Annotated in this window: 14 protein-coding genes; 2 read left to right on the top strand and 12 right to left on the bottom strand. The window is 73.4% G+C overall.

Translation table 11 applies throughout. The annotated features are described in order from the left end of the window. Positions 1–8: 8 nt before the first annotated feature. Both BBH68_RS21965 and BBH68_RS21960 read right to left on the bottom strand, forming a co-directional pair. Positions 9–215 (bottom strand): hypothetical protein, encoded by a 207-nt coding sequence (locus BBH68_RS21965; RefSeq protein ID WP_065965149.1) that lies wholly within the window; start codon positions 213–215, stop codon positions 9–11. 374 nt (positions 216–589) lie between these two features. Further along, the gene (locus tag BBH68_RS21960) at positions 590–871 is read right to left on the bottom strand and encodes an acylphosphatase (RefSeq protein ID WP_065965147.1); all 282 of its coding nucleotides are present in this window, start codon (positions 869–871) and stop codon (positions 590–592) included. Positions 872–1,104: 233 nt separating this feature from the next. On the opposite strand from BBH68_RS21960, the gene BBH68_RS21955 reads away from it, so the two are divergent. Then, complete coding sequence (locus tag BBH68_RS21955) at positions 1,105–1,944, top strand: CAP domain-containing protein (RefSeq protein WP_065965145.1); 840 nt, start codon at positions 1,105–1,107, stop codon at positions 1,942–1,944. Positions 1,945–2,058: 114 nt separating this feature from the next. On the opposite strand, the gene BBH68_RS21950 is transcribed toward BBH68_RS21955, so the two are convergent. Next, complete coding sequence (locus BBH68_RS21950; protein ID WP_065965144.1) at positions 2,059–2,649, bottom strand: flavodoxin family protein; 591 nt, start codon at positions 2,647–2,649, stop codon at positions 2,059–2,061. Between the two features lie 110 nt (positions 2,650–2,759). Here BBH68_RS21950 and BBH68_RS21945 point away from each other — a divergent pair, with 110 nt between their 5' ends. After that, positions 2,760–3,212, top strand: coding sequence for a winged helix-turn-helix transcriptional regulator (locus tag BBH68_RS21945; protein ID WP_065965142.1), 453 nt, complete (start codon positions 2,760–2,762; stop codon positions 3,210–3,212). Here BBH68_RS21945 and mutM read toward each other — a convergent pair. The 9 genes from mutM to BBH68_RS21900 all read right to left on the bottom strand — a co-directional run bounded on the left by mutM (position 3,149) and on the right by BBH68_RS21900 (position 12,705). Further along, a complete protein-coding gene (mutM, locus tag BBH68_RS21940) occupies positions 3,149–4,054 on the bottom strand; it encodes a bifunctional DNA-formamidopyrimidine glycosylase/DNA-(apurinic or apyrimidinic site) lyase (protein ID WP_065965140.1) in 906 nt (301 codons plus the stop codon). The two genes, BBH68_RS21945 and mutM, sit on opposite strands and share 64 nt — an antisense overlap. Positions 4,055–4,147: 93 nt before the next feature. Continuing rightward, a complete protein-coding gene (gene rnc, locus BBH68_RS21935; protein ID WP_065965137.1) occupies positions 4,148–4,984 on the bottom strand; it encodes a ribonuclease III in 837 nt (278 codons plus the stop codon). Positions 4,985–5,003: 19 nt separating this feature from the next. Beyond that, positions 5,004–5,177, bottom strand: coding sequence for a 50S ribosomal protein L32 (rpmF, locus tag BBH68_RS21930; RefSeq protein WP_065965136.1), 174 nt, complete (start codon positions 5,175–5,177; stop codon positions 5,004–5,006). Positions 5,178–5,179: 2 nt separating this feature from the next. Next, positions 5,180–5,803, bottom strand: coding sequence for a YceD family protein (locus BBH68_RS21925; RefSeq protein WP_174589068.1), 624 nt, complete (start codon positions 5,801–5,803; stop codon positions 5,180–5,182). Between the two features lie 174 nt (positions 5,804–5,977). Then, the gene (locus BBH68_RS21920; protein WP_065965228.1) at positions 5,978–7,099 is read right to left on the bottom strand and encodes a F0F1 ATP synthase subunit B family protein; all 1,122 of its coding nucleotides are present in this window, start codon (positions 7,097–7,099) and stop codon (positions 5,978–5,980) included. 218 nt (positions 7,100–7,317) lie between these two features. Continuing rightward, complete coding sequence (gene coaD, locus BBH68_RS21915) at positions 7,318–7,797, bottom strand: pantetheine-phosphate adenylyltransferase (protein WP_065965134.1); 480 nt, start codon at positions 7,795–7,797, stop codon at positions 7,318–7,320. Positions 7,798–7,823: 26 nt separating this feature from the next. Further along, on the bottom strand, positions 7,824–8,411 hold the full coding sequence (gene rsmD / locus BBH68_RS21910) for a 16S rRNA (guanine(966)-N(2))-methyltransferase RsmD (protein ID WP_065965132.1): 588 nt from the start codon (positions 8,409–8,411) through the stop codon (positions 7,824–7,826). A gap of 140 nt (positions 8,412–8,551) precedes the next feature. Beyond that, positions 8,552–10,840, bottom strand: coding sequence for an ATP-dependent DNA helicase RecG (gene recG, locus BBH68_RS21905; RefSeq protein ID WP_065965131.1), 2,289 nt, complete (start codon positions 10,838–10,840; stop codon positions 8,552–8,554). Between the two features lie 59 nt (positions 10,841–10,899). Further along, on the bottom strand, positions 10,900–12,705 hold the full coding sequence (locus BBH68_RS21900; RefSeq protein ID WP_065965129.1) for a DAK2 domain-containing protein: 1,806 nt from the start codon (positions 12,703–12,705) through the stop codon (positions 10,900–10,902). Positions 12,706–12,893 lie beyond the last annotated feature (188 nt).

Below are 12,893 nucleotides of genomic sequence, written 5' to 3'. Positions count from 1 at the left end.
GGGCCGGGTCAGGCGAGCGCAGGCTCCGCCTGGGATACGTCGATGCTTTCGAGCAGCGAGTCGCCGTGGTGCGCGGCGGCGGACAGAGCGTCGTTCTCGGCCTGAATCCGGATGATCTCGGATTCGAGGTCCTGGACGCGCTGCTGAAGCCGTCGCATCTCGGCGAGGACTCGGGGGTCGGAACCGCCGACGTAACCGAGAAGCGCCTTTGCCATGATGGATGGTCCTCCACATTGAGTGACCGACCGAAGCGGTGGTGGGTCGTGAGGGATTTTCGCACCCGCGATGCCTGCCGTTACTACCGTGCTGAGTGGCAAACAGTTAAGGTGCGCGGGGCTTCCAGCGTCTCACCAAATGGTTTGACGGTCAACACGATCACAGGCCGACGGGGCCCTGCGGCCGGGGGCTTACCGAGTGGCGAAAGGCGCCGAGCCCGCACAGATGAGGCCGCCGAGGCGAAGGGATCATCCCTTACGCCGCAGCCTTCCACGGACCGGCCGCATTGGCAACCATCAGCTTGTTTTCGCTCACGGGCGGTGCGAGAGGCGCGCCCGGCGAGGGTCCGGCGGGGCGGGTGCGGCGGGGTGCCTCAGCGGATCTCGAAGGTCTCGTAACCGCCCCGGGGTGTGTCCCAGATCTCGGTGACACCGTCGACGCGGCCGGGCGTGTCGTCGCCCCGCAGCCAGTCGAGCAGTTGTTCGCAGTTCGTACGTTCGCCTTCGGCGACGACCTGGACCCGGCCGTCGGACAGGTTGGAGGCGAACCCGGCCAGCCCTCCGATGCGCAGCGCGTTTGCCCTGGTGAACCAGCGAAAACCGACACCTTGGACTCGACCGCGGACCCACGCGGTGAGGCGCACTCTCTCGTTCATGGGTGGCACGCTAGCCGAGCAATTTGCCCGCCGGACACCTCGGCCGCCCCGTCATGGCGTACAGTCCCGGCTCAACGCACTACTCACCCGTACGAGTGACGCACGTGACCCCGATCTTGCAAGGAAGGCAGGAGATGGGCCGCCATCGACGATCCGCCCCCGGATCCGCGCCGACACCCCCCGCCCCCGGCGCCGGACGCCACCGGGGAGCCCGCCGAAGCCCTCTGGCTCCGGTGCGGACCGGGCTGCTGAGCGTGTCCGCCGCCGTCGCGGTGGGCGCGGTGGCCATGGCCACCGGGCTGCTGCCGGGAGGCCCGACCCTTAGCGGAAGCAACGACCCGGCCGGAGGGGTGCGCGCCGACGCCCCGTCGGGCTCGGCCCTGGAGACACAGGGCACCCCCTCGGCGTCACCGGTGGACCGCGGCACGCCCCCCGCCGACCGGGGCGATGACCGTCCGCACGCGCCGTCCACCACCCCCTCGAAGACCCCGGGCGAGTCCTCCGCCACCCCCTCCACCACTCCCCCGAAGCAACCGGGCTCCTCCGGATCCGGCCACGGGAACGGGAACGAAGGCGGCAGCGGGAACGGGAAGGGCGACGGCCGGGGCGACGGGAACGGAGGCTCCTCCTCCGCCCACCGGCCCACCACGCCGCCGGGCCGGAGCACGGACCCCACGACCACCCCGGGGAACTCCGAGAGCGCCGCCGAGCGGCAGGTCCTGGCGCTGGTCAACCAGGAGCGGTCCAAGGCCGGCTGCGAGCCCGTGACCGCCGACCCGAAACTGGGACAGCTGGCCCAGGACTTCAGCGACGACATGGCCCTGCGGGGCTTCTTCGACCACCTCGACCCGGACGGCGACACCCCCTGGGAGCGTGCGGAGCAGGCCGGCATCCTGAACCTGGGCGGAGAGAACATCGCGCGCGGCCAGGAGGACGCGCGGGCCGTGATGGACTCCTGGATGGACAGCCCCGGCCACCGCGCCAACATCCTCAACTGCGGATACAAGACCCTGGGCGTCGGCGCGCACTTCGGCGAGGGCGGCCCCTGGTGGACCCAGGACTTCGGCTACTGAGCCGGCCCTGAGCCCCGGGTCAGGCCCCTGAACCGCGGGCCAGGGTCCTGAGCCCGGGCCCGCCGCCCCTGGCCGTCAGCCGCGCCCCGCCGCCGCCCCGCCGCACCCCTGCCGTCAGGCGGCGAGGGCGGCGCGGCCCGCCACGGCCACCTTGGCGCTCTCCGCGACCCGGCGGCCGAGGTGCTCGGCGGTGGCGATGTCGGCCTTGTGCACGCCCTCCGGGCCCTGGTCGTTGTTCGACTGGGCGGCGGCACCGAGGAAGAAGCCGAGGCGGTTGAGGTCGTTCTCGGAGGCCTCGGAGCTGTTCCAGCCCGGGTGCAGCCCCAGGCTCACCCAGCTCATGCCGTGCTGGGCCGCGAGCACCGTGAAGAACTGGAGCGTGTGCAGCTTGTCGCCGCTCTTGGACCCCGAGTTGGTGAAGCCGGCCGCGAGCTTGTCCTTCCACGCCTGGGTGAACCAGCGCTTGGAGGACTCCTCGGCGAAGGCGTGGAAGGCGCCGGACGCGGTGCCCATGTAGGTGGGCGAGCCGAAGACGATCGCGTCCGAGGCGTCGAGCAGGGCCCACTGCTCGTCGGTGATCTCATCGACCTTGATCAGGTGGACGGTGGCGCCCTCGGCGTCCGCGCCGTCGCGGACGGCCTCGGCGAGGACGGAGGTGTGGCCGAAGCCGGAGTGGTAGGCGATGGCGATGACGGGGGTGGTCACGGTGGGCGCTCCTGAGGCGTCGTACACGGCGAAATGACTCCCTCAGCGAAGCACTAACTTCCAGAAAGCGCAACCCGAGAGTTAGCGCTGCATGGGGGTATGCTCATGTCATGGAGAGTGACTGCGTCGCGCCGACGAGCGCCGGAACGGCAGCGGACGACCTGGCCTTCGACGTGTTCGCCCGCGCCTGCCCCTCACGGGACACGCTGGAGCACATCACCGGCAAATGGGGCGGACTGACCCTGGGGGCCCTCAAGGAGGGCAGCCTCCGCTTCAACGAGCTGCGCCGCCGGGTCGACGGTGTCAGCGAGAAGATGCTGTCCCAGACGCTGCACGCGCTGGAGCGCGACGGCCTGGTGCACCGCGAGGCACAGCCGGTCAACCCCCCGCGCGTGGACTACGAGCTGACCCCGCTGGGCCAGGCCGTCGCCGAGCGGCTGCTGGCCCTGATCGACCTCGTCGAGGACCGCATGCCGGAGGTGCTGACCGCCCGGGCGCGCTACGACGAGGAGCGCGACGCCACGGCGCGGGGCGCGGCCACCACCGGGCGCGGCGGGCGCTGACAGCGCGGGCAGAAGTAGCTGGAGCGGTTCATCCACGGGCGGCGCCGCAGCGGCGTGGCGCAGCGGCGGCAGGGCTCGTTCTCCCGGCCGTACGCGTCCAGGGAGCGCTCGAAGTAGCCCGACTCGCCGTTCACGTTCACGTACAGGGAGTCGAAGCTGGTGCCGCCGACCGCCAGGGCGGCGCTCATGACCTCGCGCACATGGTCGAGGAGTTCGGCGCTGCGCGAGGGGGTGAGGGTGGCCGTCGGCCGGTCGTAGTGCAGCCGGGCGCGCCACAGCGCCTCGTCGGCGTAGATGTTCCCGACCCCGCTGATCAGCGACTGGTCGAGCAGCGCCCGCTTGAGGGTGGTGCGGCGGCGGCGCAGCGCGGCGTGGAAGGCGGCCTCGTCGAAGGCCGGGTCCAGCGGGTCGCGGGCGATGTGCGCGATGGCGGCCGGCAGCCCGTCGGCCGCGCCGGGGACGGCCTCGTGCAGCGAGAGGCCGCCGAAGGTGCGCTGGTCGACGAAGCGCAGCTCGGTGCCGACGGAGTCGGCGAAGCGCACCCGGATGCGCAGGTGCTTCTCGTCCGGGGCGTCGTGCGGCTGGACCAGCAGCTGGCCGCTCATCCCAAGGTGCGCCAGCACCGACTCCTCGCCGTCCTCCAGCGGCAGCCACAGGTACTTGCCGCGGCGGCGGGCCACCCCGGGGCGGCGGCCGCCCAGGCGGGCGGCGAAGTCCTCGCCGCCGCCGAGGTGGCGGCGCACCGCACGCGGGTGCAGCACCTGCACCTCGGCGATCGTCCGGCCGCTGATCCAGCGCTCCAGACCGCGGCGGACCACCTCGACCTCGGGCAGCTCGGGCAACGGGGGCCTCCCTGTACGACGAAGACCTCGCCCTCCCCGCGGCCGTCGCGGCCGGGGCCGCGCTCGGTCACGGGGAGGGCGAGGAGGGTTGGTTCAGTGTGCCGCGCCGGCCGGGTCGGCGGCCTCGCCGTCCGAGGCCACGCCGGTGCCCTCGGCCGCGGCCGCCTCGGCCTTGGCCTTCGCCTCGTCCGCCGCGGCGCGGATCGCGCGCCAGGCGGCCTCGGCCGCCTGCTGCTCGGCTTCCTTCTTGCTGCGGCCGGTGCCGGTGCCGTACGCGACACCACCGACGCGGGCGGCAGCCGTGAAGGTCTTCTCGTGATCGGGTCCGGTCTCGGAGACCAGGTACTCGGGGACTCCGAGCCCCTCGGTGGCGGTCAGCTCCTGGAGGCTGGTCTTCCAGTCCAGGCCCGCGCCCAGGTTGGAGGACTTCTCGATCAGCGGGTCGAAGAGCCGGTGCACCAGCTCGGCGGCGGCGTCGAGCCCCTTGTCGAGGTAGACGGCGCCGATCACCGCCTCGAGGGTGTCCGCGAGGATGGATGCCTTGTCCCGGCCCCCGGTGCCCTCCTCACCCCGGCCGAGCCGGATGAAGGCGCCGAGGTCGAGGCCACGGCCCACCTCCGCCAGCGCGCGCGAGTTGACCACGGCCGCCCGCAGCTTGGCCAGCTGGCCTTCCGGCAGGTCGGGGTGGATGCGGTACAGCGTGTCGGTAACCACCAGGCCGAGCACGGAGTCCCCGAGGAACTCCAGGCGCTCGTTGGTGGGCAGCCCGCCGTTCTCGTACGCGAAGGAGCGGTGGGTGAGCGCACGCACCAGAAGGGCGGACTCGAGCTGGTACCCGAGCCGCCCTTCCAGAATCGTGTGGGACGAGGCCGTGTCCGCCTTGGCCGGTTCTCCCGCGCGCTTGCGGGGAGTCGTGTGGGCGTCCGACATAGAGCCTGTCACCCGCCGATCAGACCTCGAGGACCTGGCGGCGGTTGTAGGTGCCGCAGCTCGGGCACGCGATGTGCTGCAGCTTCGGCTCGTGGCAGCGCTCGCACGCCACCAGGGTGGGGACCGCAGCCTTCCACTGCGACCGGCGGTGGCGCGTGTTGCTGCGCGACATCTTCCGCTTCGGAACAGCCACGGCTACTTCTCCTGTGAGTCATCCCCGCGCTCGCGGGGTGCGTTGTCCTTCTCGCCGTCCGAAACGGACTCGGCGAGTCCCTGCAGTGCCGCCCAACGGATGTCGACGGCGTCGTGATGGTGGTCGGGGTCCTCCTCGAGCCGCGCGCCACACTCGGCGCACAGCCCGGGGCAGTCCTCCCGGCACACCGGCTGCAGCGGCAGTGCCAGCACCACCGCGTCGCGCAGCACGGGTTCGAGGTCGAACAGGTCGCCCTCGAGAAAGAGCGTGTCCTCCTCCTCGGCGTCGTCGCCGGTGTCCGCGAAGCGGCTCCGGTCATCGGCGTCGGGGTAGGAGTACATCTCCTGGAAGTCCGCTTCGAGCTCCCGCTCCAGCGGCTCCAGACACCTTACGCACTCCCCTGTCAGCGGCGCACGGGCGGTGCCTGTGACAAGCACCCCCTCCATGACCGACTCCAGGCGGAGGTCGAGCTCGACGGTCGCGCCCTCCCGCACCCCGATGACCTCGATGCCGAGATCCTTGGGGGCCGGGACCGAGCGGGAGAGCCTTTTGAGCGCACCGGGACGACGGCCCAGCTCGCGTGTGTCGAACACGAGAGGGGCGCGGTGGTCGAGGCGGGCGTTCAGGGCTTCCTGCTTTCTACGGCTGTGGCGGGCCACCCGATGCTGGTACGAAGCGGGCAGCCGAGATCGCGGACGTAGCGCGACCGAACAGCCAGGATACTGGACCGGCCGCCGTAGACCCAATCCGCCTCCGGAGCGAGGGATCTCCGGGGCGGGGATCTCCGGGGCGGGCGGGGGTCAGCGGCCCTGCTCGTACTGACGCAGCTGATCGAGGTCGATCATGCTGGTGTCGAACAGGCTGGTCTCGTCGAGGGCCGCGGCCGGCTGCTGGTGCTGCTGCTGATGCGGCTCGTGGTGCTGCTGGTGCTGGTGCTGGGGCTCGTGGTGCTGCTGCGGCTCGTGGTGCTGCGGCTCGGGGGCGTAGCCGCTCGGGTCGTACTGGGGCTGCTGCTGCCAGCCGTACGCGTCCTGCTGCTGATAGCCGCCCTGGGCCGCGTACGGGTCCTGCTGCTGCGCATAGCCCTGCTGCTGGTAGCCGTACGCCTCCTGCTGCTGGTATCCGGCCGTGGCCGCGTAGTACGAGGCGTCTGGCGCCGCCTCGGGGCGCGCCACGGGCACCTGCGTCTGGGACTGGGCCAGGTCCGCGAGGTAGTCGTCGTCGCTGGTGCGGTGGCCGAGCGGGGCGGAGGCATCCTGGGCGGCCAGGTGCGCGCCCAGCTCGTCGATCGCCCGCGCCCCGAGCAGCTTCTGCCGGCCCCTGCCGACCGCCTCCAGCGTCTTGCTGAGCACCGCCGAGACCGCGCCGAGCTTGGCGTCCACGTACTCGTCGGCGCGCTGCCGCAGCGTCTGGGGGTCGGCACTGCGCTCCGGCCCGTCCTCCAGGCTCTGGGCCCCGTCCTGCTCCCCGCCCGGGGCGGCGTGGCCCAGCAGCTTCTCGCGGCCCCGGTCGACCGAGCCGATGGTCTTGGTCAGCACGACCTCGAAGTTGGCGAGCTTGCTGTCGACGTAGTCGTCGGCCTCGGCGCGGATCTCCTCGGCCTCCCGGCGGGCCTCCTCCAGGATCCGGTCGGCCTCCTCCTGGGACTTCCTGGCCACCTCGGTGTCCGAGACCAGCGAGCCGCGCTGGGCGTGCGCGGACTCGATGATCCGCTGCGCCTCCTGGTGGGCCTCCTCGACCATCCGGTCCCGGCCGCCGATCAACTCCTGGGCCTGGGCCAGGGAGTCCGGAAGAGCGGCGCGCACCTCTTCGAGCATGGCGAGCAGCTCGGCGCGGTTGATCACGCACGAGGCCGACATGGGCATGGACCGGGCGTTGCCGACGGTCTCGACGATCTCGTCGAGCTTCTTCTGCACGTCCACCTTGGTGCTCGCCACTCTCTCTTGACGGAACTTGCCGGGCTTGACGGAACTTGCCGGGGGGCCTGGCGGAACTCGCCGCCGGACCCGAGGGAACTCGCCGGGGCCGGACGGAACTTGCCGGCGCTTGACGGAACGAACGGGAACGGACGGGAACGACCGGGGACGACTGTACGGCCAGCGGGCCCCGCCCGACACCCGCCGGCCCGGCCGTCAGCCGATCAGCGCCGGCCCAGCCGCTCGGTCAGGGCCTGGAGCACCACCGGGGGCACCAGGTGGGAGACGTCGCCGCCCCAGGCCGCGACCTCCTTGACCAGGCTGGAGGAGAGGAAGCTGTAGGTGGGGTTGGTGGGCACGAACAGCGTCTCCACCCCCGACAGACCGTTGTTCATCTGGGCCATCTGAAGCTCGTAGTCGAAGTCGCTGACCGCCCGCAGGCCCTTGACGATGGCGGGGATCTCACGCTCCTTGCAGAAGTCGACGAGAAGGCCGTGGAAGGACTCCACCTGGACGTTCCCGTACTCGGCGGTGACCTGGCGGAGCAGGTCCATCCGCTCGTCGACCGTGAACAGGCCCTGCTTGGACTTGTTGATCATCACGGCGACGTGGACGACGTCGTACAGCTTGGACGCTCGGGCGATGATGTCGAGGTGCCCATTGGTGACGGGGTCGAAGGACCCCGGACAGACTGCGCGGCGCACTGGTGGTTCCTCGCTCTCGGGTCCGGTCATGACGCGTTGTCGCACGTCGAGGCGGCGCGACCGTACCAAAGCGTGCCCTCGCCGTACCGACGGGCCCGCAAGCCCTCGAAACCGGCAGGCCACCCGAATTCCCCGCCTCGTGTGCTCCGCTCCACCGTGGCCAGCGCGTCGGGCGCGAGCCACCCGTTACCGGCGAGTGTGAGGAGTATCTCGCGGAGTTCCTCGTCGGTGACGGCGTACGGCGGGTCGAGGAACACCACGTCGTACGGGCCCGTCCCGGGGGCCGGGCCGGCGATCGCCTGCTCGGCCCGGCCGGTGCGCAGCTCGGCGCCAGGCAGGCCGAGCGCCCGGATGTTCGCGCGGATCGTGCGGGCGGCGCGCGGGTCGGACTCCACCAGCAGCACATGCTCGGCGCCGCGCGAGAGCGCCTCCAGGCCGACCGCGCCGGAGCCGCCGTACAGGTCGAGCACCCGGGCGCCGCGCAGCGAGCCGAGCAGCGACTCCCAGGTGGAGAAGAGGCCTTCGCGCGCCCGGTCCGAGGTCGGTCGGGTGCCGTTTCCCGGCGGCACTGCCAGGCGGCGGCCGCCGGCGGCTCCGGCGATCACGCGGGTCATCGGTGACGCAGTCCTTCGCGGTGGGAGGGCAGCGGCGGGCCGTGTGGTGGCCGCCGCCCCTCCACGATATGGCGTCCCGGGCACTGGTCACGGCTGCCGGGTCCGGCTCCCGGTCGCGGCTCCCGGCGCCGGCCGGGCGGTCAGCCCTTGTCCAGGTACTCCTCGCGCTCCTCGTCCAGGAACGCGTCAAGCGCGGTGCGCAGCTCCGGATACCCGGTCAGCTCGGGGTCGGCGGCGACGAGGGCCGTGGCCTCCTCCCGGGCGGCGGCGATGACCTCCTCGTCGTCGATGACCGCGAGCACCCGCAGCGAGGAGCGCGCCCCGGACTGGGCCTGTCCCAGCACATCGCCCTCGCGTCGCTGCTCCAGGTCGATCCGCGACAGCTCGAAGCCGTCCAGCGTGGCCGCGACCGCGCCGAGCCGGGCCCGGGCCGGGCTCCCCTCCGGCATCTCGGTCACCAGCAGGCACAGCCCGGGGGCGGAGCCGCGGCCGACGCGGCCGCGCAGCTGGTGCAGTTGCGAGACGCCGAAGCGGTCCGCGTCCATGATCACCATCGCGGTGGCGTTGGGGACGTTGACGCCGACCTCGATGACGGTCGTGGCGACCAGCACGTCCACCTCGCCCGCGGCGAAGCGGCGCATCACGTCGTCCTTGGCCTCGGGCTGCATCCGGCCGTGCAGCACCTCCACGCGCAGGTCGCGCAGCGGGCCCCTGGCGAGCTGCTCGGCGACGTCGAGGACCGCGAGCGGCGGCCGCTTCTCGGCCTCGTCCTCGGGGGACTTGGCGGCGGACTCGGCGGAGGTCTTGGCGGCGGACTTGGCGGAGGCCCTGCCCGAGGACGGGGCCGACGCGCGGGCCGCGCCCTTGGGTTCGTCCGCCTCCTCGCCCATCTCGTCGCCGATCCGCGGGCACACCACGTACGCCTGGTGGCCGGCCGCCACCTCCTCGCGCACCCGCTCCCAGGCCCGCGCCAGGAAGTGCGGCTTGTCCTTCGCGGGGACCACATGGGAGGCGATCGGGGAGCGCCCGGCCGGCAGCTGGTCCAGTACGGAGGTCTCCAGGTCGCCGAAGACGGTCATGGCGACGGTCCGCGGGATGGGGGTGGCCGTCATCACCAGCAGGTGCGGGGGCTGCTTGCCCTTGGAGCGCAGGGCGTCCCGCTGCTCGACGCCGAAGCGGTGCTGCTCGTCGACCACGACCAGGCCCAGGTCGTGGAACTGGACCTTGTCCTCGATCAGCGCATGGGTCCCGACCACGATCCCGGCCTCGCCGGTGACCAGGTCGAGCAGCGCCTGGCGGCGGGCCGCGGCGCCCATGGAGCCGGTCAGCAGCACGACCTTGGTGCCCAGCTCGGCGCCGCCCAGCATGCCGCCCTCGGCCAGGTCGCCCATCATCTCGGTGATCGAGCGGTGGTGCTGCTGGGCGAGCACCTCGGTGGGCGCGAGCATCGCGGCCTGTCCCCCGCTGTCCACGACGCCCAGCATCGCGCGCAGCGCCACCATTGTCTTGCCCGAGCCGACCTCGCCCTGCAGCAGCCGGTGCATGGGGTGCTCGGTGGCCAGGTCGGCGAAGATCTCACGGCTGACGCCGCGCTGGCCGTCGGTGAGGGTGAACGGCAGCCGGGCGTCGAAGGCGTCCAGCAGGCCGCCCTCGGCGGGCGCGCGCGGCACCGCGGGCAGCTGGGCGTCGGTGTGGCGGCGGCGGGCGAGGGCCACCTGGAGCACGAAGGCCTCGTCCCACTTCAGGCGGTCCCGGGCGGCGGCGATGTCCGCCTTGGTGCGCGGCCGGTGGATCTTCAGCAGCGCCTCGGGGAGCTCGGCCAGCCCGCGGCCCAGGCGCAGGCTCTCGGGCAGCGGATCGACCAGGCCCTCCCAGCCGGTGGCCTCCAGGGTGTCGAGCAGCGCCCCGACGGCCTTCTCGATCTTCCAGGACTCGAGCTGGGCGCAGGCGGGATACAGCGGCCGCAGCTGGTTGGCCCACGCCTCGACGGCCGCCGCGCCGTCCTCCTTGCCGAGCATCTCGTACGCCGGGTGGGCCAGCTGGCGCACATTGCGGAAGACGCCGACCTTGCCCGCGAACATGCCGCGGCGGCCGGGGAGCAGCTCCTTCTGCGCCCCGTAGACCCCGCGGCCGAAGAAGACCAGCCGCAGCCGGCCGCTGCCGTCGGTGAGGGTGACCTCCAGGCGCTGTTTGGTGCCGCGGTCGAACTTGTGCACGCGGGCGTCGGCGACCTGCGCGACGACCGTCACATGCTCGTCCAGGGGGAGGTCGGCCAGCCGGGTCAGCTCGCCGCGCTCGGCGTAGCGGCGCGGGTAGTGGTGCAGCAGGTCGCCGACCGTGTGCAGGTCGAGGTGGTCGGCCATCACCTTCGCGGTGTTGCCGCCGAGCACTTTCTTCAGAGGTTCATCCAGCGCGGGCACGCAGTCCATTGCACACCACGGCACCGACAAGCGGGGCCGTGGAGCGAGGCTGTTGCCACGCCGCTGGGCTATTCGATGCCTATGATCAGCGGCACGCCCGGCTGGCCGCCGCGGTAGACGACCGTGTCGACCGCGAAGTGGCCCTCCCGTACGTGGCGCTCCAGCAGCTCGGCGACATCGCCGGGCACGTCCGCGCCGAGCACCAGGGTGACCAGCTCGCCGCCCGCGGCGAGCATCCGGTCCAGCACGGTCTGCGCGGTGCCCGCGAGGCCGTCGCCGATCACCGCGACGTCCCCGTCGATGAGCCCCAGCATGTCCCCCGCCTGGCACACCCCGGCCATGGTCCAGGCCTGGCGCTCGGCGACGGCCAGCTCGGCGTAGCGGGTGGCGCCGGCGGCGGAGGTCATGGCCACGACGTCCTCGTCGAAGCTGCGACCCGGTTCGTGCACGGCGAGCGCGGCCAGGCCCTGGACCGGGGAGCGGGTGGGGATGACCGCCACCCGTACGCCCTCGGCGCGGGCCTGGGCGGCTGCGGCCGCGGCCGTGTGGCGCAGGTCGGCGTCGTTGGGCAGCAGGACGACCTCCGGGGCGCGGGCCCGCCGTACGGCCTGGGCCAGCTCCCCGGCGGCCGGCGGCTCCCCGGGGCGCGCGGTGACCACGGTCGCGCCGGCCTCGGCGCACAGGGCGGCCAGGCCCTCGCCGGGGACGACCGCGACCACGGCGCGCGGCGCGCGGTCCGCCCGGCCGGCGGGGGACTCGGGGGCGCCGGGGGCGTCCGTCCGCCGCCCGGTGTCGTCCGCCCGGGGGTGCGGGTGGGGCTGGTCGGCGTGGGCGCGGCGGGCGGCGGCCGTGCCGAAGTGGGTGATGCGGACGCGGTACGGGCGGCCCGCCTCGATGCCCGCCTCGACGGCCGCGCCCGCGTCGTCCACGTGGACATGCACGTTCCACAGCCCGTCGCCGCCGACGACCACCAGGGAGTCGCCGAGCGCGTCCAGCCGCTCCCGCAGCCGGGCGACGGCCGTCTCCTCCGCCTCCAGCAGATAGATCACCTCGAAGGCGGGCCCGCCTTCGGGCCCGTCGCCGGAGGCGCCGTCGGCCAAGGCGCCGTCGGTCCGCGCCGGCCCGGCGGCCGGGCAGCCTCCCCGGGCGGCGACCGGGCCGGCGGCCGGGGCCCGGCCGGACACGGCCTGGGCGAGCGCGCCGAGGAACACCACCAGCCCGTAGCCGCCCGCGTCCACCACGCCCGCGCGGGCGAGCGCGCCGAGCTGGGCGGGGGTGGCCTCCAGGGCGACGCGGGCGCCCTCGTAGGCGGCGCGGGCCACCGCGGCCGGGTCGCCCTCGGCGCGCTCGGCGGCGTCGGCCGCGGCCCGCGCCACGGTCAGCACGGTGCCCTCGACGGGGTGGGCCACGCCCCGGTACGCCAGCTCGACCGCGCGCCGCAGCGCCCGCCGCAGACCGTCCGCGCCATCGCCCCGCCGGCCGTCCCCCTCGTCCCCCTGGTGGTCCCGGTAGCCGCCGTCGCCGTCCGGGGCGCCCTCGCCCTCCGCGAGGACGTCCGCCATCCCGCGCAGCAGCTGCGCCAGGATGGTGCCGGAGTTGCCGCGCGCGCCGATCAGGGCGCCGTGGGCCATGGCGCGCACCGCCTCGGACAGGCTGGGGCGGAGGGCGGTCCCGGGGGCGGCCGCGTGGCCGTCGAAGGCGGCGGCGACGGCCTGGGCGGCGGACTCGACGGTCAGATAGAGGTTGGTGCCGGTGTCCGCGTCCGCGACCGGATAGACGTTGATCGCGTCGATCTCCTCGCGGGCCCGGCCGAGCGCGTCCAGCGCCAGGGCGCACCAGCTGCGTACCGCATCGGCGTCGAGCGTGTGCGGCACGTACGTCCTCCTCGGGAGGGCAGGAGCGGGGGCGGTCATCGCAGGGTAGTCGGCACCCCGGGCATCGGTGCGGGGGGTCATGGTAATTTCGGGGTAGCGGATCGGCCGTTGTATGCTGCTCCGGTTGCCCGATGCGAATCGGGCCATTCCCCCGGCACCGCCGATCGTTTCACCGATCAGGTCGCGCC

It is taken from the genome of Streptomyces sparsogenes (assembly GCF_001704635.1).
Lineage (GTDB): Bacteria > Actinomycetota > Actinomycetes > Streptomycetales > Streptomycetaceae > Streptomyces > Streptomyces sparsogenes.
This window is presented reverse-complemented; position numbering and strand designations above follow the sequence as displayed.